The 21815-nt window shown below is 38.3% G+C and carries 17 protein-coding genes; 15 read left to right on the top strand and 2 right to left on the bottom strand.

Annotated features, from left to right (window positions below; translation table 11 throughout):
- The first annotated feature begins 36 nt into the window (after positions 1-36).
- The 9 genes from MKY15_RS18995 to MKY15_RS18955 all read left to right on the top strand — a co-directional run bounded on the left by MKY15_RS18995 (position 37) and on the right by MKY15_RS18955 (position 10458).
- The gene (locus tag MKY15_RS18995) at positions 37-1002 is read left to right on the top strand and encodes a 3-hydroxyacyl-CoA dehydrogenase family protein (protein ID WP_342538245.1); all 966 of its coding nucleotides are present in this window, start codon (positions 37-39) and stop codon (positions 1000-1002) included.
- Positions 999-2183, top strand: a complete 1185-nt coding sequence (locus MKY15_RS18990) for an acetyl-CoA C-acetyltransferase (protein ID WP_342538244.1) — start codon at positions 999-1001, stop codon at positions 2181-2183. Before MKY15_RS18995 ends, MKY15_RS18990 begins: the two co-directional genes overlap by 4 nt.
- 319 nt (positions 2184-2502) lie before the next feature.
- Positions 2503-3717 carry an ABC transporter substrate-binding protein gene (locus MKY15_RS18985; RefSeq protein WP_342538243.1) on the top strand — a complete coding sequence of 405 codons (1215 nt, stop codon included), beginning with the start codon at positions 2503-2505 and terminating at the stop codon, positions 3715-3717.
- 270 nt (positions 3718-3987) lie between these two features.
- Positions 3988-4731, top strand: coding sequence for a 3-oxoacyl-ACP reductase FabG (gene fabG, locus MKY15_RS18980; RefSeq protein ID WP_342538242.1), 744 nt, complete (start codon positions 3988-3990; stop codon positions 4729-4731).
- A 37-nt stretch (positions 4732-4768) separates the two neighbouring features.
- Positions 4769-5656 carry a branched-chain amino acid ABC transporter permease gene (locus tag MKY15_RS18975; protein ID WP_067209413.1) on the top strand — a complete coding sequence of 296 codons (888 nt, stop codon included), beginning with the start codon at positions 4769-4771 and terminating at the stop codon, positions 5654-5656.
- A complete protein-coding gene (locus MKY15_RS18970; protein WP_342538241.1) occupies positions 5610-7424 on the top strand; it encodes a branched-chain amino acid ABC transporter ATP-binding protein/permease in 1815 nt (604 codons plus the stop codon). Before MKY15_RS18975 ends, MKY15_RS18970 begins: the two co-directional genes overlap by 47 nt.
- Positions 7425-7428: 4 nt before the next feature.
- A complete protein-coding gene (locus tag MKY15_RS18965; protein WP_067209409.1) occupies positions 7429-8136 on the top strand; it encodes an ABC transporter ATP-binding protein in 708 nt (235 codons plus the stop codon).
- 298 nt (positions 8137-8434) lie between these two features.
- Positions 8435-9346, top strand: coding sequence for a fumarylacetoacetate hydrolase family protein (locus MKY15_RS18960; protein ID WP_067209406.1), 912 nt, complete (start codon positions 8435-8437; stop codon positions 9344-9346).
- 92 nt (positions 9347-9438) lie between these two features.
- Positions 9439-10458, top strand: a complete 1020-nt coding sequence (locus MKY15_RS18955; protein ID WP_342538240.1) for a 2-dehydropantoate 2-reductase — start codon at positions 9439-9441, stop codon at positions 10456-10458.
- Positions 10459-10779: 321 nt separating this feature from the next.
- On the opposite strand, the gene MKY15_RS18950 is transcribed toward MKY15_RS18955, so the two are convergent.
- Positions 10780-11397, bottom strand: a complete 618-nt coding sequence (locus MKY15_RS18950) for a TetR/AcrR family transcriptional regulator (protein ID WP_255428695.1) — start codon at positions 11395-11397, stop codon at positions 10780-10782.
- Positions 11398-11806: 409 nt separating this feature from the next.
- On the opposite strand from MKY15_RS18950, the gene MKY15_RS18945 reads away from it, so the two are divergent.
- The gene (locus MKY15_RS18945) at positions 11807-13117 is read left to right on the top strand and encodes a GntP family permease (RefSeq protein ID WP_342538239.1); all 1311 of its coding nucleotides are present in this window, start codon (positions 11807-11809) and stop codon (positions 13115-13117) included.
- A gap of 957 nt (positions 13118-14074) precedes the next feature.
- Here MKY15_RS18945 and MKY15_RS18940 read toward each other — a convergent pair.
- The gene (locus tag MKY15_RS18940; protein ID WP_067213947.1) at positions 14075-14374 is read right to left on the bottom strand and encodes a DUF3243 family protein; all 300 of its coding nucleotides are present in this window, start codon (positions 14372-14374) and stop codon (positions 14075-14077) included.
- A 591-nt stretch (positions 14375-14965) separates the two neighbouring features.
- Here MKY15_RS18940 and MKY15_RS18935 point away from each other — a divergent pair.
- From MKY15_RS18935 to yfkAB, 5 genes are all read left to right on the top strand, one after another.
- Positions 14966-15640, top strand: a complete 675-nt coding sequence (locus tag MKY15_RS18935) for a response regulator transcription factor (RefSeq protein WP_067209392.1) — start codon at positions 14966-14968, stop codon at positions 15638-15640.
- A 5-nt stretch (positions 15641-15645) separates the two neighbouring features.
- Positions 15646-16680: a HAMP domain-containing sensor histidine kinase gene (locus MKY15_RS18930; RefSeq protein WP_231885836.1), complete on the top strand. Its 1035-nt coding sequence runs from the start codon at positions 15646-15648 to the stop codon at positions 16678-16680.
- A 45-nt stretch (positions 16681-16725) separates the two neighbouring features.
- A complete protein-coding gene (locus MKY15_RS18925; RefSeq protein WP_067209387.1) occupies positions 16726-18450 on the top strand; it encodes an ABC transporter ATP-binding protein in 1725 nt (574 codons plus the stop codon).
- Positions 18447-20309, top strand: coding sequence for an ABC transporter ATP-binding protein (locus tag MKY15_RS18920; protein ID WP_187044865.1), 1863 nt, complete (start codon positions 18447-18449; stop codon positions 20307-20309). The genes MKY15_RS18925 and MKY15_RS18920 overlap by 4 nt, the downstream gene beginning before the upstream one ends.
- Positions 20310-20601: 292 nt before the next feature.
- Entirely contained in the window at positions 20602-21732 is a 1131-nt protein-coding gene (yfkAB, locus tag MKY15_RS18915) for a radical SAM/CxCxxxxC motif protein YfkAB (RefSeq protein WP_067209383.1), read from the top strand.
- Positions 21733-21815: the final 83 nt, after the last annotated feature.

The following is a 21815-nucleotide window of genomic DNA, read 5'->3' as shown; positions in this document are numbered from 1 at the left end:
GATTAAGTTCTATTCAGTAGGAAAGGGTGAAACGTTTTGATTAAACAAGTTGGAATTCTTGGCGCTGGTACGATGGGTTTTGGGATTGCTTTTCAATTTGCACTTAATGGAACGAAGACGATGTTATGTGATCTATCTGAAGAAGCGCTTGATATTGCGAAGGGGAAATTCGGTATTTACTTAAAAATATTTCGTGAAGAGGGATATAACATTCCTATAAGTGTTGAAGAAGTTATGTCCAATATAACATTTACAACAAAATTAAATGATTTGGCAGACCGTGATTTCATCATCAAAAGTATTTCAGAAAATTTAGCATTGAAACAAAGGATCTTTCAAGAATTAGATGTTATTTGCGGGGAACAAACAATTCTAGCTTCTAACACGTCGAGTTTACGACTTTCAGAAATTACTGTGAATGTTGAGAAGCACAAAGATAGAGTAATGTTGACACACTTTTTCAATCCAGCCCATATCGTTCCTCTTGTAGAACTTTTAAGAACTGAAGAGACAGATGATAAGGTATTTAATGAAGTAAAAGATTTTTTAGAAGTGAATAATAAAGTAACGATTGAAGTTAAAAAAGAAGTAGCTGGCCTTGTTGCTAATCGGATTCAGATAGCACTTGCAAGAGAGGCACTTTCCTTAGTTGAAGATGGCGTGGTCAGTGAAAAAGATCTCGATACAGCTATTTTCGCCGGTCCTGGTTTTAGATTTTCTTCTAGTGGTTTAATGAAAATTATGGATTTTGGTGGGCTAGATATTTGGAACATAACCATTCGCGAATTACAGTCCAAAATTGAATCGAGTGACCGAAGTTACAAAATTATTGATGATCGAATTGAGGCAGGTGCATTTGGTGTGAAGTCTGGACAAGGATTTTACAACTATCCAGGCAAGGGCCTTGATGGTTATGTTATTGAACGTGATACGGACTTAATTAAACATTTACTAAGTACCTATCCAAGTTTAAAAAAGCAAAAGGAGGAAGCTAATAAATGAATACTTATATTATTGATGGTGCAAGAACTGCATTTGGTACCTTTGGAGGATCTTTAAAGGATATTAGCGAAGTCGATTTAGGAGTGATCGCAACAACACAGGCGATTAAGCGAAGTAGTATTCCAATTACGGATATTGATGAAATTATATTTGGTAACATCATTCAAACGAATAAAAATTCAGCGTATTTGGCTCGACATATTGGCTTAAAAAGTGGTTTAGAAGAGAAATCTTCGGCATTAACATTAAATCGACTTTGCGGATCAGGTTTACAGTCGATTGTATCTGGGGCACAGTCCATTGCTTTAGGGGATGCAAATGTAATCGTAGCGGGTGGGACAGAAAATATGAGCTTATCCCCACATGTATTAAGAAGTACACGTTTTGGATCACCAAACAAGGCGCCAATTGTTGAGGACATGTTATGGGAGACGTTAACAGATAATCATGTTGGATGTGGAATGGGAATGACGGCTGAGAACCTAGCAACAAAATATTCGATTTCGCGTGAAGAACAGGATCAATTTTCCGTAGATTCACAAAACAAGGCAATTGCTGCAAGAAATAGTGGTCGTTTTGCAGAAGAAATCGTCCCGGTTAGATTAAAAGGTAGAAAAGGTGAGGAAATCATCTTTGATAGGGATGAGCATATTCGTGAAGGCACATCTGTAGAAGGTTTAGCCAAGTTGATGCCTGCTTTTAAGAAGGAGGGAACTGTCACGCCAGGTAATGCTAGTGGAATTAACGATGGGGCGGCTGCTGTATTATTGGCATCTGAGGAATATATATACGAACATAATATAAAACCGCTTGCGAAAATTGTCTCGTGGGGCGTTGCAGGGGTAGATCCTAGTATTATGGGAATTGGTCCTGTACCAGCTAGCAAAAAAGCTTTAGAAAAAGCAGGTTTAACACTTGAAGATATTGATTTATTTGAGCTAAATGAAGCTTTTGCAGCTCAGTCTTTAGCGGTAATTAAAGAATTAGGACTTGATGCGAGTAAAGTTAATGTTAATGGAGGTGCTATTGCTCTAGGCCATCCGGTCGGCTCAAGCGGGACCCGTATTACATATTCATTAGCTTTAGAGTTAAAGAAAAGAGGAGCTAAGTATGGTCTAGCTTCACTTTGTATCGGTGGTGGACAAGGTATTGCCATTATTATTGAAAATACTGAGGCTTAAATAATTCAATTCTATCAAATAAAAACATAAGTGCTAATTGCAATCGATGGCAATATGTATGAAGAAAATGTATTTGGTTGCTAATGATGAAAGCGTTTTCGTTAGATTAGGCGTGTGGAAAGGCATTAACTCATCAATCGCAGATGTTGTTTTTTATGCGACGCTAGTGATCAACTCTCAGTAAATAGTAAGGAGGCTGATTATTATGTAAGGGTTTACACGCTTTTGGGATTGGTATCTTGGATATATTTGTTGGTCACAGAATATTTCTTAATACTAAACTTAACTTTGTTATCAGAAAAAAATGAGGGGGATTAAGATGAGAAAAAAACTTGTTAGTTCAATTCTTTTAAGCGTTTTATTACTTGTTACCGCTTGTAGTAATGAAAAAGAAGGTAGTAGTTCACCTAAAGAAGGTAATAGTTCACCTAGTGAAATAGTAATTGGTAATATCGGAGCGATGAGTGGAACAAGTGCTGTACTTGGGAAAGCGCAGTCACAAGGAGTAGAACTTGCGGTAAAAGAAATTAATGAGAATGGAGGTATCATGGGTGCTCAGGTGAGAATCGCCACACGTGATGATGAGGCTGACCCGACAAAATCCAAAACATTTGTGGAGGAATTAGTGGACAAGGAAAAGGCAAACTTTCTGATTGGACCTACAAATTCGACTCCAGCAGCAGCTTCAATGGCATATCTTCAGGAAAGTAAAGTTATTTCTATGTTGCCAGTAGCGACAGGTACAAATCTTATCAGCAAAGACAATCCCTATGCTTTTAGAATAACGCCGTCTAATGCTACACAGGCAAAGGCTCTTGTCAAAATTGCAGTAGAGAAAAAATATAAGAATATTGCTTTGGTTGCTGATACCTCTGCCCTTGGCGTGGATGGAATTGCTGTTATGGAAGAGACGCTAAAAGAATATGGCGTTGAGCCTACTATAATAGCTACTTATAAGTCGGATGATCCAGACATGACGCCTATCGCACAAAAAATAAAAGAGGCTAACGCAGATGTTGCACTGTTCTGGACCTTAGGAGCTGACGGGGCAAAGATTGTAAGGTCTCTGGAACGAATCGACTATATTGATAAATTGAATATTTTAGGCTATACAGGAGTGGCCATGCCAAACTTTAAGGAACTGGCTGGCCCTGGAGCTAATAAAGTGTCAGTTATTTCTATGAACAACTGGGCAGTGGCTTCTGGTAAAACAGAGTTAGAGCCAAAATATTGGGAGATATATCAAAATATTATTAATGAATACGGCGAATATGAAAAACGTGATACAAACCCTACTTCCGTAGTACCAAGTTATGAGGCAGTTTATTTACTAAAGTGGGCAATTGAAAAAGCAGGTACAACTGATACCGATGAAGTTAAAAAGGTATTGGAAAATAGTGTGGAGGAATTCGAATCGGTTTTTGTAAAACAATATGCCTTTTCGGAGGAATCTCACGAGGGATACCCTTTAGCAGAATTGGATATGGCCAGCATCTCAGAAATGTTTAATGGCGATCTTTATATAAAAAAATAGTTTAGAACTATATGATGTCGGTCTCCTTAATTTTTAATGTGATCCTTCTTTATCTGGTTAGCTGACAATGATGAGCAGTATTAGGGTAGTGAAGGAATTTGGGGAGGCCAACTTAACTTGGGTTTTATGTAAGTGGGAGACTTATCCTTTATATATGACCAGGAAATCAATAAAAGAAAATCTTATATAAGTTTAAATTTTGAAGCCGTGATCATTTGGAAAATAGAATTCAGAGATGAAATTCGGTTTAATTTTTGGGAGGGTAATATTATGGGGAAATTAAAAAGTAAATACGCAATTGTTACTGGGGGTGGTAAAGGTATCGGTGAATCTATAGTTAATCGTTTTCTAAAGGATGGTATTGCAGGTATTGCAGTACTTGAATATGATCTGAACATGGCGAAAGAAATGATTTCAAGACTCGATAATAGTGGTGCTAAAGTTCTGCCCATTCAGTGTGATGTATCAATTGAAAAACAAGTAGAAATAGCTGTCTCTCAAGCTATGGAACATTTCGGTACTATTGACATACTTGTCAATAATGCTGGTATTACACAGGACAGTATGTTTCACAAGATGTCAGAAGAGGCTTGGGATGCTGTTATAAATGTAAATCTTAAAGGTGCATATTACCTTTGTAAACACGTTATACCCATTATGAGGAATAAGGCCATCGGAAAGATTGTAAACATCTCGTCCATATCTGCATTTGGTAATGTAGGTCAGGCTAATTACGCAACATCAAAAGCAGGATTAATTGGCTTTTCAAAAACTCTGGCGAAGGAAGGGGGACCAAAGAATATTATCGTGAACTGCGTTGCTCCTGGTTATATTGAAACAGACATGTATAAAACTGTCCCAAAGGAAATTATGGATGAACATATAAAGAACACCCCCTTAGGAAGACTTGGAAAACCTAATGAAATTGCCAGTGTTGTGTCTTTCCTTTCTAGTGATGATGCAAGCTTCTTATCAGGGCAATGCATAATTGTAAGTGGCGCTGCTACAACATGATGAGACTGGGAAGATAAGAGAGGAGAGGAGAGTATATATGCAGGAACTAATATTTGCTCTTGCTAATGGAAGCATGTATGCCTTAATGGCGCTTGCCATAGGTATAATTTATTCTACAACACGTATCATTAACTTTGCACATGGCTCCGTTATTATGATAGGAGCCATGACAAGCTACTGGTTCATAAGTGCTTTTAATATGAATTACTTAGTTGCTATTTTGTTAGCAATACTTATTAACATATTACTAAGTATATTGATTTATAAGACAGCGGTCGAAAGATTAGGAGATTTATCGAAAAATTCAAGTTGGATTGTAACTCTCTTCGGTGCAAGTATCATTATAGACAATATTGCCCGAATGCTATTCGGAACGGAACCAAAAGCTTTCCCATTCCTTTTTGATGGTCAGGATATCCGTATTTTCGGTGCAAATATTATGTTGCACGAAATCATGATGATTATCATTGCAATATCGATAGGTATAGTTTATCAATTTGTAATTCAGAAAACTAGTTTTGGTAGAGCTGTTAGGGCTGTATCTTATAAACCGGATACAGCAAGAATCATGGGTATTCGAAGTAATGTCGTTGTGTTGACCTGTTTCGCGATATCAGGTGGTGTTGCGGCAATAGCAGGTGCACTTATTGCACCCATAACTTTTGCTAGCTATACAATGACATATGCAGTTGGTATCAAGGCTTTCGCAGCAGCGTTAATCGGAGGTTTAGGTAATACCAAAGGAGCGTTTGTTGGTGGGATTACCTTAGGTTTGTTAGAGGGAATTGTTGGAACGATGATCCCTGGTGGATTAAAAGATGCCGTTATCTTTTTAGTTATGATTATATTCATTATAGTTTTACCGGGAGGGATATTAGGTGCCAAAATTTTCAATAAAGGCAACTTCAGCGCAGAAAAAATATAGAATTTATTTCACTATCCTTTGGGTTGCTCTTTTATTGATTAGTTTAGTTATTCCACTAATGGCAGGTAGCTACTACTTGCGATTAGTAAGTTTAATATTCATATATATTATCCTAGCAATTGGATATAACATTTCTGCAGGCTTTAGTGGTATAACTTCTTTTGCTTTTGCCGCACATTTTGGTGTTGGGGCATATGTTTCAGCAGTGGCCATTACCGCCTACAACATGCCGTTTTTCGCGGGACTTATAGCAGGGGCACTAGCAGCTGCTTTAGTGGGTTTGCTAGTTTCCCTTCCGGCATCTAAAGTAAAACACCATTACCTAGCTCTTATAAGTATTGGTTTACTAGAAATGGCGCATCGAGTGTTTAATGAATGGACCTGGTTTACTGGTGGTTCACAGGGGCTATTCGTCCCTACTTGGAATATTTTCGGATTCACTCTAGATACCCTTCAAAAGTACTATTTCATATTACTAATAGTAGTAATTTGTGTTATCGTACAGAGGAACATCGTTAAAAGTCGATGGGGTAGAGATTTAATTGCAATGACAGACAATGAGATTGCAGCAGCCGGGGTCGGAATTAACTTTAGTAAATATAGAATAATAGGCTACTTTTTTAGTTCATTACTGGCTGGAATAGCCGGAGGTATTTATGCTAGTTATAGTGGCTATTTAAGCCCTGATACCTTCAGTTTTCAATTTACAGTATTCATTCTTTTGATGGTGGTTTTGGGTGGACAAGGGACTCTGAGTGGTCCAATAGTCGGTGCTATCATTGCTACGATGATACCGGAATTATTTAATGCAGCACCTGACTTGAAACAGATTGTCTATGGCGCTCTTCTTGTCATAATCCCACAAGTACTTCCGGCGGGTATCGCAGGAACCATTAAGAAGCATTTTAGAGAAATAGATGATAATCAATATATTATGGAAAAAAGGGACCAAAAAGTATTTGATATTAAGCGGAATGTTGTGAGTAATGGTAATAATTTTGATAATGATGATATTTTAATTATCAAGAATCTTACTAAGAAATTTGGGGGACATACAGCTGTAGAAAATCTAAACATGACGATTAAAAGAGGGACGGTTCACTCACTAATTGGTCCGAATGGTGCCGGCAAGACCACAACTTTAAACATAATTACTGGAGTTGATAAGCCATCAACAGGAATGGTTATTTTTAATGATAAGGACATTACAGGTAAAAGTATTATTGATCTAGTTAGGCAGGGGATCTCGAGAACATTTCAACATGTGAGACTCTTTAACAATCTTTCGGTGGTTGATAATGTTGCAATGGGGGGACGTCTATTTTATAGCTATTCACTGACCGATACCATGTTCCGTACAAGGAAAATGAAGAATGAAGAAAGAAAATCAATTTATGAAGCAATGGATTACCTTGATTTAATAGATCTAAGTAATCAAGCGAATAATGAACCGGAAAGCCTTTCAGCGGGCCAACAGAAGTTATTAGAACTGGCGCGAGCTCTGAGTATGAAACCAGAACTTCTAGTACTAGATGAACCATGTGCTGGCCTTTCAGATACAGAGACTATGGAGTTTTCTAAGTTGCTTAATAAAGTCCGGGAGGCTGGGATTACCGTTTTGATGATTGAACATCACATGGATTTAGTAATGGAAATATCCGATTATATTACAGTACTTGATTATGGCAAAAAAATAGCTGAGGGTGATCCGGCAAGCATAAATTCCAATCAAGTTGTCAGAAACGCTTATTTGGGTGAAGGGGCGTGAAACGATGTTACAAGTAAAGAATTTAACTGTAGGCTACGGGAAAACTGAAGTTGTTCATAATATCTCTTTCCAAGTAAGTCAAGGTGAGATCGTTACAATATTAGGAGCGAATGGTGCTGGAAAAAGCACAATTCTCAATACAATTGTTGCACTTCATAAGGGGAAAGGTGGAAGTATCTGCTTTCAAGGCAAAGAGATTTCCAATGATCGTCCCGATCAGCTAGTGCGCAAGGGAATTCGAATAGTACCGGAGGGGAGACAGATATTTCCTCAACATACTGTAATGGAAAACATTCTTTTAGGAGCGCATATTGTAAAGGATTCTAAGAAAACGCATGTTCTAATACAGTCGATTTTCGAACGTTTTCCACGACTCGAGGAAAGAAAAATGCAATTAGGGGGGACCCTTTCTGGGGGAGAGCAACAGATGCTAGCCATTGCAAGGTCGCTTATGACGGAACCATCCTTTTTAATTCTTGATGAACCCTCACTAGGACTTGCACCTATCATTGTAAATGAGGTTTTTGACCTTTTAAAGCAAATTAATTCCTCGGGTGTTACGGTGCTTTTGGTTGAGCAGATGGCAAATAGTGCATTAAAAATATCCGATCGTGCCTACGTCATAGAAACTGGGCGTATTGTTTTAGAGGGTACAGGAGAAGAGATACTTAATAATCCAGATGTCGCAAAAGCGTACCTTGGAAATGTATGAAATAATTCACTAGCGTCGGATAAAAAAATAGAATTCTAATAATGTAAATAGAGTTTTCTTTAAACATTTTTTCCATATCAATTTCTTGTAGAGGGCTTGATTATCTGCTCTTAAGTGAACGCGAATGTGTTTATATACAAGAAGATCGATGCTTTCATAAGCCTTCAACTAGTTGGAGTTGCGGGCTTGCTGGAAGGCAGTAAAATTGCTTCAATACGATGTTCATTCTAATAAAAAACAGAAGTTCACATAACTTGATCGGTGTTGAACAAAAATAATAAGAACAGGGGGATAAAGAATGAAATTTGTAAGTTTTATAAACATAAATGGTGAAGAAAGAGCTGGATGGATTGAAGGTCAAAAAGTTTACGACATGAATGAGCTATCTGATGGGATATTACCTTCTAAGCTACTTACATTTATTGAAGACCATGAAAAATATACCCCTATTCTTAAAGAATTATTAAAAGAAGAGCATAGCGGTACATATAACCTAGGGGATACTGAGCTTCTAGCTCCTATTCCAAGACCGCCAAGTGTGCGAGATTTTATGAGTTTTGAGTTGCATTTGAAAAATGCATATAAAAATTTAGAAAAAGAGATACCTAAAGAATGGTACGAAGCCCCGGCTTTTTATTTTACTAATCATCATGCGATTATCGGTCCGGAAACACCATTATCTTATCCCTCTTTTACAAAGTGTTTGGATTTTGAACTTGAGATTGCCTGTGTAATTGGAAAACAAGGTAAAGACATTAAAGCTGGAGATGCTGAAGATTATATTTTTGGATTCACGATTCTCAATGATTGGTCGGCTAGAGATATACAGATGGAGGAAATTAAAATAGGTTTAGGACCTGCAAAAGGAAAAGACTTTGCGACGTCAATTGGTCCGTATATTGTCACTAAAGAATCTCTACAGAAATATAAGATTGAAAATAGACATGATTTAACAATGACGGCGAGAATTAATGGGCAAGAAATTTCCAAAGGTAATTTAAAAGATATTCACTATTCATTTGCAGATATGATTGAAAGGGCGTCAATCAACGCCACGTTATACCCAGGAGATATTATTGGATCAGGAACAGTTGGAACAGGATGTCTATTAGAATTGAGTGGGGTCCAACAATCTTGGTTAAAACCAGGTGATACCGTTGAATTAGAAGTAACTGAGTTAGGTATTTTGAAAAACACGATTGTGGAATAACTAAATTGATTTCGCACAAGGAAGTTAAGATATAGGACACGATATTAACATGCTGCATAGTAAGTTAATTATAAGAGAAAGGTGACTTGAAAATGAAAATTGGTATAGTAGGCGTTGGAGCAATAGGAACTGTGTTAGGAACATTATTAAACTCAAAAGGCATTGAAGTGGATTTAATAGATGGCTTTAAAGAAAATGTAATAGCAATGCAAAAAAATGGTACTGAAATAAGAGGCTCTATTCAAGTGAAAACACATGGGCATGCTTATTATCTAGATGACTTAACTGATAAATACGATTTGTTATTTCTACTAACAAAGCAATTCGATAACAAAGAGGTCTTAAATAAGCTTTTACCACATCTTCATTCTACTAGTATTATTTGTACTCTTCAAAACGGGGCTCCCGAAGAAAGTGTAGCAGAAATTATTGGAAAAGATAGAACGATTGGCGGAGCTGTGGGTTTTGGAGCGACATGGATTAAACCCGGTGTTACTGAATTAACATCGAAGAAAAAGGCTTTAGAAGAGTTTGCCTTTGAAATAGGAGAAATGAATGGAGAAGTTACTGAAAGAATTAAAGCAGTTAACGCAATTCTGCAAAATGTGGGTGGTTCTGAAGTATCTAATAACTTGCTTGGCATTAGATGGTCTAAAATATTAATGAATGCTACTTTTAGTGGGATGTCGGCCGCGCTTGGCTGTACTTTTGGTGAGGTATTAGACGATCCTAGGGGCTATTGGTGTCTTGCACATCTTGCCGACGAAACGATTAAAGTAGCCTACGCGCAAGGTATAGATTTAGTTAAAATGCAGGACCAGGATCTCGGACTTCTGGAGTTTAATGATCGTACCCCAAAAGAAATACTAAGTAAATTTCCTTACTTTAAAAAGACCTGGGATCAACACCGTGACACGAAAGCAAGCATGTTGCAAGATTTGGAGAAAGGAAGAACAACCGAGATTAATTACATAAACGGAGTTGTTAGTAACAAAGGAAAAGAATACGGTATTGCAACCCCCTATAATGATATGGTAGTTAAAATTGTGAAAGCCAAAGAAAAGAACAAGGAAATTAAAACGCTTCATTATATTGATGAATTCTTTAAGTGAAAAGATGTTAGAATTTCTGAGGCTGTATAGGTGCAATTGAACGAAGCGAATCCAGTCGCAATGTAAGGTTTCGATTCTTTTGGTTAGGTGAATAATCAATAATAGACCGCATATTGAAAGGCAGGAATCAGAGAAGATTATCTCCTCTGATTCCTGCCTTTTTTATGCAGTATGAGTGAATTAATAGGACCAAGCTATTTGATAAATTCCCTTCGAATAGTGGCTTATAGAAAGGGGTGCTTGCAGGGGTACATTCTCGAATAATTAAACTTTCATAATTTCTGATGTGTAAGTGCCCATTTAAATATGGGGATAATCCACTTAGGGCAAATGAACCTCGTTCAAACTTTTCAGACCTTTGATCATTGTTTTTGTAACGTATTGAGCCAGCTCAGGTAACTTTCGATCGTCTTGGCTAACACTCCAATAGTATATAACGCCCATCATTGTTTGACTCATCATCATTAATAAATCCTCTACTTGAGAAGCAGAATCTATCGGTTGGTTTCTTTGGATTTCTTCAGCGAAAGATATGAAAATACGAGTTAGTTCTCGATCTTTATTTAAGAAATAAGTATGGTCATTTGAAACAAGCGCGGAACTATAAATGACTTTCATTAAGTCCTTTCCCATCTGATCATTAATGATACACAAAGCCTCATGAAAAAATATTGATATTTTTTCATACACATCGATATCTTCCGGCATAGCTTCTATTACTTGGGCATAGTGGTTATCTACTTCAAAGAATTTCACTAAAAATATAGTTGATTTTGATGAAAAATGCTGATAAAAAGAACCTTTAGATGACTCACTCTTTTCGCAAATTTCATCAACGGTTACTTTATCATAGCCTTTTTCAGTGAATAATTTCAATGCAGTTTCTAAAATTCTTTTTTGAGTCATTTTACCTCTACTTTGTTTATTTTCTTTTTTCATCAAAAAAATCACTCCAATATAGTGTTGTCAGAATATTATCTATTATATCATAATCAGGCTGCAATCCAGTTGAATTTGTACTTGGGTCTGGTTATGAAAGTTATTTTATAGTAAGTCAATCATTTTAGCAATTAATACTCAAGTAAACACTGGGTTTTGGAATTGTTTTAATGGTACTCTAATATCCTGTTGACAGAATATTGCTTCTTAAATTACAATTAGACTACAGTCTGATTGGAATTGTGCTGCAGTTTGGTTGAAAAACAATTTAATCTTGTTGGTGATAAATACTCAAGTAATAGAGAGCACTTTCATAGGTTTGAAGTCATCAATTATGAAAGTACGCTTCGAACTAGAGTATTTAAAGGGTAGAGTACTAGCTTAAAGAAATATACAAGGGGGAATGGGAATGTGGAGTATAACTACGATAGTTCTTTCATTAATTTTATTAATATTCCTTGCGTTAAGGGGATTTACAATTATCATTATTGCCCCGATTGTCAGCTTATTTGTTATAGTGCTAAACGGTATGCCAATTTTAGAAACATTTCAAAATGACTATATGGCTGGGTTTGTTAACTATGCAAAGAATTACTACTTAATTTTCCTTTTTGCTGCAATGTTTGGGAAATTCATGGATGACAGTGGAGCAGCAAGAAGAATCGCAGAATCATTGTTGAAAGTTTTAGGTAAAAACAGTAAATATAAAGTATTGGTTTCAATTATGGTGATTTGTGCATTTTTAACATATGGCGGTATTAGTTTGTTCGTTGTTATTTTTGCAGTTTTACCAATTGCTAAACCACTTTTCAAAGAAATGGATATACCTTGGCATTTATTTTTGGCACCCTTTTTCATTGGAATCGGAACATTTACGATGACAATGTTACCTGGAACACCTTCAATTCAAAATATTATTCCAATCAGTTATTTAAACACTAGTGTTACATCGGGAGCATGGATTGGAATTGCAGGAACCATCACTGTCCTTGTGCTTAATCTTTGGTATTTAAAATATGCCTTAAATAGGTCTGAGAAAAAAGGCGAAACTTATGCAACAATGAAAAATCTTGAGGATAAAAAAGATGAGGAAATCATCGATAAGTATGCTAACAAAAAATTACCCAATTTAATGTTAAGTATGACCCCGCCAATACTTTTATTAGTTTTATTAAACTTATTAAAAATAGAAGTCTTATATACATTAATGATTTCTGTTTTAATTTGTACAATCGTCTTTTGGAATTATATCGATATGAAAAAAGAAACAATCAACATCGGTGCAACGAATGCAGTTTTACCACTAATTAATACAAGTGCGGACGTTGGCTATGGAGCTGTTATTGCGGCAACATCAGGCTTTGCTATTTTCGTAGATATAATGACAAATGTTCCGGGAAGTCCGTTGATTTCACTTTATATTGCAACAACGGCTCTAGCTGGTATTACTGGATCAGCATCCGGCGGTTTAGGGATAGCGATGGAAACTTTATCAGAGACTTATGTGAATTTAGACTTAGATCCGAACGCAATTCATAGGATTGCAGCAATGGCATCTGGTGGTTTGGATTCCTTACCTCACAATGGAGCAGTAATAACGACTTTAGTTGTAACAGGACTAACACATAAAGATGGATACATACATGTTTTTATGACTTGCGTAATAGCTCCTATTCTATCAGCTATTCCGGCATTACTAGTTGCAATTTTGTTCTATTAATTATTTGATTAATCATGTTTATGTTGTTAGAGCGGGAATTCGGTATTTACTTAAAAATATCTTGCGGAGAGGTAATTGTTACTATCCTGCTTCAGAGAATTTAATAGTCTAGTAAGTCATTAGGACTTGTTATATTCCGTGTTGGAGGTGGTCAAGGTGTCGTAATCATTATAGGGGCAATGTGAAAGAGTACCAGTTGTTGGTGCAGCTGCAGCTACGTTATTTGGTAAACAAGGTGCATGGGTAGTCGTTCTTGATTTTGATCAACAAGCTGGGGATGCAAAAGTACAGGAATTACATTCATCCGGTATTGACGAGACTTTTTTCAAAGAAGATGTGTCGAACAACGAAGAAGTAGAAATAACGGCTACACAAGTACTTGAAAAGTTCGGGATAACGCTTTTCATCAAACGGAGAGTTAGCCTCAAAGTTAGTTGAAGCATGGATAATAAATGAATAAGAAGATAGCGAATCTATTTGTTTTAAAGAAGGGGACAAGAAAGAGCAATGATGATTGTAAGTTTTCTTTTAATCGGTTGGATATTAAGTTAGTTTAAGTTTAATGCGTTGTTTATTCAGGCATTCAAAGAACTGTTTAACAATGAAATCACGATTGCAAGTTATTATGTTGTGTTTTTTTGTGTTGGTACACTTGGCGATTTGATTTTATTTTTTAATGGAGCCTATAATGTTTGTTTTTACAAATCGTTTCTTCAACTAATAAGGAACTTTAGTTGAAGGTGGGCGTGAGATCATATACGGGCCATCTATTTGCATTGAAATCCGCTGGTCCAAAATATTCCGCAGCTGTAACTGTATGGGTGTTAGCGGTTAATATACTTGTTGCGATAAATAAGTAAGATAAAGTAAAAGCGACCCATCCACAGATTAGCGGATAGGTCGCATTTTGATTAATTACAGTCATTTATTTAATATAAACATGAACTACTCGTTTTACTAAGCTTTCCGTACCATTTCCAGTAACATATGCGCTAATGTGTGTTGCGCTTCTTTAGAACCGGAATTCCAAAGTTCCATTAGCATTTTTTCCTCCCTATTGCGGGGCTCTTCGTGTTTGGCGAGATAATTTGCAACTAATTCTGTAGTTTTGGCAAGTTTTTCTTCACTCAAGCCCATGTTTTCCCCTAACTCAACTTTCTCCGAAAGATACTGTTTGAATCGATTAAAGTTTTCTAAAATTTCGTCCTTTTTCTCGACGTCAATCTGAGATAATTCTTTTTGTACTTTATCCTTCATATCCACTAAAAACACTCCCTTTTTTGTTTGAACTTATAGTGTTCACTTAAACTCAGTGCTATAAACAGGAAAATAATTACTTCGATTTCTTTATGGAAATGAGTTTTTTATTTATATTACAAACAATAACTCGGTATGGTGAATCAAAAGGGGAAGCAAGTGTGTGCAATTAATTAGTTACGTCTGTTGAATATAAGGAGTCATTGTAAAGGATGTACATGGCGAAAGACTATTTAATCGGTAAATTGAATATGAAGTTTTTATAGAAGAATCCGAAGACGTGCGCGATAAAGTCAGCAATATACTTGAAAAGCTGAACAATAAAAGCAGTCAGCTTCTCAATCGAGATGATAGCTGTTTTTTTTTCGTTATGGGTTGTGCGCCTATCAGCGTTTTTTAAAATCCTCCCCAACCATCCTGTTTTATATCACTTCTTTTACAAAGCTGTATAATGTGAAGAAGCGCTAAACGCTGATATTACTGGGTTAGTAATTAATAAATACCTTCATTTGATAACCGTTGTTTATATTGAGTTTACATGCATCTATTAAAATGAATTAATTGTTGAGCAAAGAAAGAAGGTGTTCAAGCATGGCGAAGGTATTAATTGTAGATGATGATCCACATATGCGCGAGTTGGTCGGACTTTTCTTACGTCCAGACGGCCTTGAAATTGTTGAAGCATGTGATGGTGTTGAAGCTTTGGCAGCACTGGAGTCATTTAAGGCAGACCTAGTTATATTAGATATAATGATGCCAAACATGGATGGATGGGAGTTATGCCGAGAAATTAGAAAGCAGTATGATATCCCGTTGCTGATGCTGACAGCCAAAGGAGATACGACACAGAAAGTCAAAGGGTTTGAGTTGGGTACAGACGATTATCTTGTGAAACCATTTGAGCCAGCTGAACTTGTTGCACGGGTAAAAGCGCTACTTAAACGCTATCGAATTGCAATTTCGCAGACGGTTCAGGTAGGCGAACTGATGATGAATCGCAAAACATATGAAGTGTTCTTGGAAAATCGAAACGTGGAGCTACCGCTGAAAGAATTTGAATTGCTGTTTAAATTAGCGAGCTATCCAGGTAAAACCTTTTCGCGGGAGCAGTTGATTGAGGATATATGGGGGTATGATTACGAAGGTACAGATCGAACGGTTGACGTGCATATTAATCGATTGCGCGAGCGTTTTTCCGATCACTGTGATTCCTTTAAGATTAGCACCATTCGTGGATTAGGTTATCGCCTAGAGGTAGAAGGTTGAGAAAAGTGCTGCGTATTGGAACGGCCGTAATTGCGTGGTTAATCGTCACTGTTTGCTACTGGTCGCTAGCTTACTTAGGAACTTCGTTCATTCATAAGAAATGGGATTTGCATATCAGTGACTTCTCTAGAGGGCTGATTACACTATTTGCAATGATCTTCCTTTTTATTCTTACTAGCTGGATTTTTTCGAGGTTTGTTTCTCCACGCCGAATGGATTTTTTCACAATGATGATTGATGCCATGCGAAGAATTTCCAAGGGCGATTATGATGTCAAGTTGGCGAATCAATTTAAACATAAAAAGAATCATCCTTTTGGAAAAATAGTAGAGAGCATTAATGAGATGGCGGTAGAGCTGAATCAAATAGAGCAAATGCGTCAAGAGTTTATCTCCAATGTCTCGCATGAAATCCAATCGCCACTTGCCTCGATTAGTGGTTTTGCTACTGTCTTAAAGCAAAGCGATTTAACGTTAAAGGAACGGGAACATTATCTTGGGATTATTGAAACCGAGAGTAGGCGATTAGCCAATCTAAGCGATAATTTACTGAAGCTAACATCCATAGAATCTCAACATCATCCTTTTGAGCCAGTAGCGTATCGTTTGGATAAACAAATTCGTGAAATCATTCTATCTTGTGAACCTCAATGGGTTGCTAAATCGTTGGAGTTGGATATTTCATTAGATGAAGTGGAAATCATCGCTGACGAAGAGCTGATGAGTCAGGTATGGATTAATCTCATTAACAATAGTATCAAGTTCACACCTAGTGGTAGTAGTCTGAAAATAGTTCTATATCAGCGTGCGCAGGAAGCAGTTGTGACCATTGCGGATACAGGAATGGGTATAGCTGAGGAAGATCAAGCGCATATATTTGAGCGCTTCTATAAAGTGGATAAATCACGTAATCGTATGCTAGGTGGAAGTGGCTTAGGTTTGTCCATTACGAAGAAAATCATCGACATGCATGATGGTTCTATTCAAGTACAAAGTAAATTGAATGAAGGCACTATTTTTACAGTTACTTTGCTAATTTAAGAAAGTGATTGTCAGGAAGTCTATAGAACAAGGAGAATCTGTGGAATGTTAAAATTGTTAAAAAATTTATCCGTCTACAAATGGATTGTACTAGCGATATTAGGACTTGTTTTCATTCAATCGATGTCGGATCTATTTTTGCCGACGCTAATGGCGGATATTATCGACAAAGGAGTCGTTATTGGTGATATCCCGTATATTTGGAAGATTGGAGGAATCATGCTCTTAGTTGCTGCACTTGGGGCGATTGCATCTGTTGTTGCAAGTTACTACTCTTCAAAAGCGGCAATGGGATTAGGTCGGGATATCCGCCGAAAAGTATTTGATCATGTGGAGAATTTTTCACTTCAAGATTTTGATGAAATTGGCACGGCATCACTGATTACTAGAACGACAAATGATATCACGCAAGTGCAGCAAGTGGTCATTATGATGCTAAGGATGGTCGTAAGTGCTCCGATTATGCTGGTTGGCGGTATAATTATGGCTGTTTCAAAGGATGCAAAGTTATCGTTAATTATTGTTGCGGCGATGCCTATATTAATCGGTTCAGTGTTACTTATTCTTTATAAAGGAGTACCACTGTTCCAAACTGTGCAAACGCGATTGGACCGGCTAAACCTTGTTTTACGCGAGAACTTAACAGGTATTCGTGTGATTCGTGCGTTTAACCGTGAAAAACAAGAACAGGTTCGCTTAAAGAAAGCGAATAAAGATCTGACTGATGTATCGATAAAGGTTAACAAGATGATGGCATTTTTAATGCCTGTTATGATGCTCGTTATGAACCTAACCGTTGTTGGGGTAATTTGGTTTGGTGGGCTTAGAATTGATAATGGTGCCATGCAAATTGGGGATTTGATGGCATTTATACAATACGTTATGCAGATTATGTTCGCACTTGTTATGGCATCGATGATGTTTGTTATGATACCTCGAGCTGCTGTTTCAGCAAAACGGATTAACGAAGTTCTTGCGATGCAACCAACGTTTCTGGATGAAGGTACTAAAAAAGCGGACAAAGAGCCCGGAACACTTGAATTTGACAGTGTATCATTCAGCTACCCAGGTGCCGAGGCGCCAGCATTATCGGATATTAGCTTTACGGCAAAATCGGGTAAAGTGACCGCTATTATTGGCGGAACAGGCGCGGGAAAAACAACGCTTATTAACTTGATTCCACGCTTTTATGACGTTACTTCCGGTACGATTCGCGTCAATGGTGTTGATATTCGCGAATCATCACAAGAAGAAGTACGATCGAAAATCGGCTTCGTTCCACAAAAAGCGCTGCTCTTTTCCGGTACGATTGCTGAAAACATTCGTTTCGGCAAACAAGATGCAACGCAAGCTGAAATCGAGCATGCTGCTCGTACTGCGCAAGCTGAAGATTTCATTTCAAGGATGGATGACGGCTACGATGCTGTTATTTCTCAAGGTGGGTCGAATGTGTCAGGAGGTCAAAAACAACGATTGTCCATTGCGCGTGCGTTAATTCGCAAACCGGATATTTACATTTTCGATGATAGTTTCTCTGCACTTGATTACAAAACGGATGCAAATTTACGTGCTGCTTTAAAAGATGAAACGGAGCAAGCGACTGTCCTCATCGTTGCACAACGTGTTAGTACCGTAATCGATGCGGATCAGATCATTGTCATAGACAACGGCGGAATTGCCGGCATTGGTACGCACGAGGAACTTCTTGAACATAATCAGGTCTATCGTGAAATCGTCGAATCACAGATCTCGGAGGAGGAAATCGCATGAGTGAACAAAAACAGTCACGACCTCAAGGCGGAGCCCCAATGGGACCTGGCGGAGGAAATATGATGATGATGACAGGGAAAAAGGCCAAGGATTTTAAAGGTACATTACGCCGCCTGATTGGTTATTTAAAACCCCGTCGCAATTCATTAATCGCTGTATTTTTTGCGGCAATTTTAAGTACAGTCTTTATGATTGTAGGACCTAAAATAATGGGGAATGCGATTACCGAATTATTTGAAGGTGCTTATGGCAAGGCCACAGGTGTGCCTGGTGCAGGAATTGATTTTGAGGCAATCGGTAAGTTACTCCTTTTACTCGCAGGGTTATATGTCATCAGTAGCCTATTTAGCTATATTCAACAATACATCATGTCGAGTGTGGCACAAAAAACGGTGTATGATTTACGGGAAGACGTCAACGGCAAGCTTAAGAAACTACCGCTTAAATATTACGACGGCCGCCCGGTTGGTGAAACACTTAGCCGGGTAACGAATGATATTGATACAATTGGAAGCACATTGCAACAGAGTTTGACGCAATTTATCACATCAGTTGTTACAATTGTTGGGATTCTTATCATGATGTTAACGATCAGCCCTGTGTTGACACTTATTGCGCTCGTCAGTTTACCCCTATCGTTGTTTGGCATTCGGCCAATTTTGAAGAGGTCACAAAAGCATTTCGCTGCCCAACAACGTACGCTTGGTCAATTGAATAGCCATGTTGAAGAGATGTACACAGGTCACCAAGTCGTCAAAGCATTCGGCCATGAGCGAAAGTCCGTTGCTGAATTTGATGAGGTGAATGAACAATTATATGATGCTGGCCGTAAAGCCCAATTCATTTCCGGGATTATCATGCCAGTGATGTCTTTGATTGGGAACCTCAGCTATGTCGTTATCTGTGTAGTTGGTGGTATTTTAGTAACACAGCGCGCTATTTCAATCGGGGATATTCAAGCGTTCATTACGTATACACGTCAATTCACACAGCCGATTATGCAAACGGCAAATATCGCGAATATCATTCAGTCGACTGTCGCCGCAGCGGAGCGGGTCTTTGAACTTCTTGATGAGGGAGAAGAAATAAAAGAAGTTACAATAGCGAGTTTAACGCGTGCAGAAGGTACAGTGACATTTGAACAAGTCGACTTTGGTTACGGGGACGATTTGTTAATTGAAGATATGAACATTGACGTGAGCCCAGGTCAAACAGTCGCCATTGTAGGGCCAACTGGTGCCGGGAAAACAACATTGATTAATTTATTAATGCGTTTTTACGAACTGAACGGCGGGAAGATTACAATTGACGGACTCGACACACGTGATATGTCACGTGAAGATCTTCGAACGACTTTTGGAATGGTTCTACAAGATACATGGCTCTTTAATGGGACGATTAAAGACAATATCGCTTTCGGGAAAGAGGGCGCAACGGATGATGAGATTTTCGCTGCATCCAAAATGGCTCATGCCGATCACTTTATTCGAACATTGCCGGAGGGCTATGATACAGTCTTGAATGAGGAAGCATCTAACATTTCTCAAGGACAAAAGCAACTTATTACGATAGCTCGTGCCGTTCTGGCAAATCCTCCTGTTATGATTTTGGATGAAGCGACGTCGAGTGTAGATACACGGACAGAGCTCCTCATTCAACAGGCGATGAACCGCTTAATGGAAGGGAGAACGAGCTTTGTCATTGCTCACCGTCTTTCAACGATCCGGGATGCTGATCTAATCATCGTAATGGATCAAGGGAAGGTAATTGAACAAGGAACACATAACGAGCTGTTGGAAGAGAACGGCTTTTACGCAGATTTGTACAACAGCCAGTTTTCTAATAAACCTGCAGTGTAACAGCAAAAGCGGAAGCGTCTGTTCTGCCCCGATTAGCACTGGAAGGCTTGAAGATAAAGGCGCTCTTTGCCTTTATCAGCAAGACTGAAGTGACTCGAGGGGCAAGGCGCTGGAAGTCTGGACGAGACAAAAGCGGAAGCGCCTGTTCAGAGGCACTTAAGTCTAGACGAGGTAGAAATACCCCATCCACGAATTGATTTCTTGGATAGGGTATTTTTTATGCCTTGCGAAAGGTCCACTTGAGGTGCATACTATTTTAGTAGCTTATTATACGTATAGGAGTTAATAAAAAATGAAAACTGATGTAGCAACACTCAAAAAAATGACGCCTGCTTACGATCCATGGGAAGCATACTTGGATGTACAGGAGCATGGTAAACTGACATTGTCTAGCATTGAATTCACGACGACGTATTTATGCAATATGCGTTGTGAACATTGTGCAGTCGGGTATATGTTACAGCATAAAGATCCTGACGCATTACAAGTAGCATTGCTACTGTCTCGCCTAGATGAAATTCCACAATTACGAACTATAAGTATCACAGGCGGAGAGCCGATGTTCTCTAAAAAGTCGGTAGAGAACTATGTTCTACCGTTATTAAAGTATGCGCATGAACGTGGAGTCCGTACACAAATGAATTCGAACTTAACGATGCCACTCGACCGCTATATGGCAATTGCACCCTATTTGGACGTCTTACATATTTCACATAACTGGGGCACAGTTGACGACTTCGTGGACGGTGGATTCGCTAATATGGAACGTAAACCACCTCGAGAGCGTCGCGCTGAGCAATTCCAGCGGATGATCGATAACAGCCGAGCATTGGCTGAAGCAGGTGTCATGGTTTCAGCGGAAACGATGTTGAATAAACGGACGTTGCCGCATCTAGAACATATTCATCGACAAGTCGTAGAGGAAATGAAATGTGCGCGCCATGAGGTGCACCCGATGTATCCAAGTGATTTCGCTTCTCAGCTTGAAGTGCTTTCATTAGATGAAACGCGGAAAGCGATTCATGAGCTACTGGATCATCGTGACGAAGATGTCTGGATGCTGTTTGGTACATTGCCATTTTATGCGTGCAGTGATAACGAAGATGATTTGGCGCTGTTAAAACGAATTTACAACAGTAAAAACGTATCAGTACGTAATGACCCAGATGGCAGATCCCGTCTGAACGTCAATATTTTCACTGGTGATGTGATTGTCACGGATTTTGGTGATACACCGCCAATGGGCAATATTCAAACGGAATCGCTTCCTGTAATGCTCGACCGCTGGCTTGAGCGCCCACTTGCAAAAACGATTGGTTGCCATTGTCCCGCGGTTAACTGCTTAGGGCCTAATTTATTGGTAAAAGAAGCATATTATCCTGAGATGGACTTCACGAAGAGGATTACGGCTATTACACGTTAATCTAAACTAAAAACGACACGACTATGAGCATTGATCGCTTATAGTCGTGTCGTTTTTACGTGGATGCAGTGTTTTTCTTTAAT

Origin of the sequence: Sporosarcina sp. FSL K6-1540 (assembly GCF_038620285.1) — a bacterium.
Taxonomy (GTDB): domain Bacteria; phylum Bacillota; class Bacilli; order Bacillales_A; family Planococcaceae; genus Sporosarcina; species Sporosarcina psychrophila.
Note: the sequence above shows the minus strand (reverse complement) of the source record. Positions and strands in the feature narration are given on the sequence as shown.